The organism is Marinococcus tarijensis, assembly GCF_054971385.1.
This window is the reverse complement of record NZ_JBQOJA010000073.1, coordinates 1-1,601: the sequence shown is the minus strand read 5'-3', so window position 1 is coordinate 1,601 and position 1,601 is coordinate 1. Positions and strand designations below refer to the sequence as shown.

At 53.1% G+C, this 1,601-nt stretch carries 2 protein-coding genes; both read right to left on the bottom strand.

What is annotated here, in order from left to right; all coding sequences use genetic code 11:
- Window positions 1–865, bottom strand: an 865-nt coding sequence (locus tag ACTTK7_RS17195) for an IS3 family transposase (RefSeq protein ID WP_462869324.1), incomplete at its 3' end; no start/stop codon positions are given.
- The gene (locus ACTTK7_RS17190) at window positions 862–1,533 is read right to left on the bottom strand and encodes a transposase (RefSeq protein ID WP_462869323.1); all 672 of its coding nucleotides are present in this window, start codon (window positions 1,531–1,533) and stop codon (window positions 862–864) included. The genes ACTTK7_RS17190 and ACTTK7_RS17195, both read right to left, overlap by 4 nt.
- Window positions 1,534–1,601 lie beyond the last annotated feature (68 nt).

Sequence of the window (1,601 nt, the reverse complement as noted above, 5' to 3'; positions counted from 1 at the left end):
CTATCGGGGTCAAGCCGTTTAAATGTTCCTGGTATCGTTGGTGGTTGTAAAACCGAATGTAGCGACGAATCGCTTTCACCAGGTCCTCATAGGTGGCATAAAACGAGTCCGGCAGATAGTATTCTTCGCATTTCAGCGTGCCAAAAAACCCTTCCATGGGTCCGTTATCCAGACACCGGGACACCCGCGACATGCTGTGGTCCAGGCCGTGGGCCTCCACGATGGCCTTAAATCCCCGCGAGGTATACTGGAAGCCCCGGTCGCTGTGAATCATGGGCTGGGCGCCCGGACAAGCTCGAAGAGCTTGTTCCATCGTCTGAAAGACCAGTTGATTATTATTAAGCGGGCTGATTTCATAATGAACGATCGACTTGTCGTACAGATCGAATACGGTGCTGAGAAACGCTTTTCGTCCGGTAGCGTCCACGAATTCCGTGATGTCCGTCAGCCATTTCTCATTGGGTTGCGAAGCCTGAAAGTTCCGGTTGAGTTTGTTTGCCTCCACGTGCTGGGGCGAAGCTGCCGGCGAACGTTTCTTCTTCCGCCGGATCACGGCCTGAAGATCGTAGATCTTCATGAGCCGATACAGGCGTTTCCGGTTGACCGGATGCCCCAGCTCCCGGGTTAGGTGTTGGGCCATCCGCCGGTACCCATAAATGCCCCGCACCCGGGTCTGTACCTCACGGACGAGCACCATCAGCGCCTCATTGTGCTTTTCCTCCGCCGTGGGGGTGCGTTTCCGCCATTTATAATAGGCCGCCCGGGAAACCCCAGCGATCCGGCACAACGCCTGCACCGGAAACCCCTGTTCCTCCTGCAGCTCCTGAATGGCTTGAAACCGGGACGCATAACGTACCCGCGTCAGCGATCCCTCCTTTCGATGTCCTGGAGCTTTTTTAAAAAGGCATTCTCCATGCGTAATTGTTCGTTTTCCTTCTCGATCCGCCGTTTCTCCTGTTTGGCTTGCTCTTCGTTGGTTAACGTTTGGGATGGCCGGGAGCGGCCGCGCCGGTCCTCCAGGGCTTCCCAGCCGCCCTGTTCATATTTCCGGACCCATTGGTATACCTGATTATAGGAAACATGATGCTGCTCGGCGACACGGCTGTAATCTTTTTGTTGGGCCAGGCAGTCCTGGACAATCGTTATTCGTTCCTGCCAGGTGGTGGAGCGTGCGTGTGTCATCGGGGAACCTCCTCGTTTCTTGGATAGGGTCCCTTCATGATACTGCACAATCCACCTTTGAAGCACGGATCTACTCGAAATGCCGTAGATGTAAATAATATCCCGCTGGGATATCCCATCGTTCAGGTACGCCTCTACAGCTTCTTGTTTCCGTTCCGGGGAATATCGTTTCCACTGGGTCGCTTTCGTTAGTGCTTCGGCTCCATGGCGTTCGTACCGCTCCATCCAGTCTCTTAACGTTGTTCCGCGAATGCCCCAACGATCACAAAAATCATCTACACTCTCCGTTCGTTGGTGAAAAGCGTGAATCACCGCTATTTTCTGCTCGTTTGTATATCCTCGATAAGACATAAAAAATGCTCCCCTCTAAGCAAAACAGATGATTTATTTCACCTGTCTACTTAAAGGGGAGCATATCA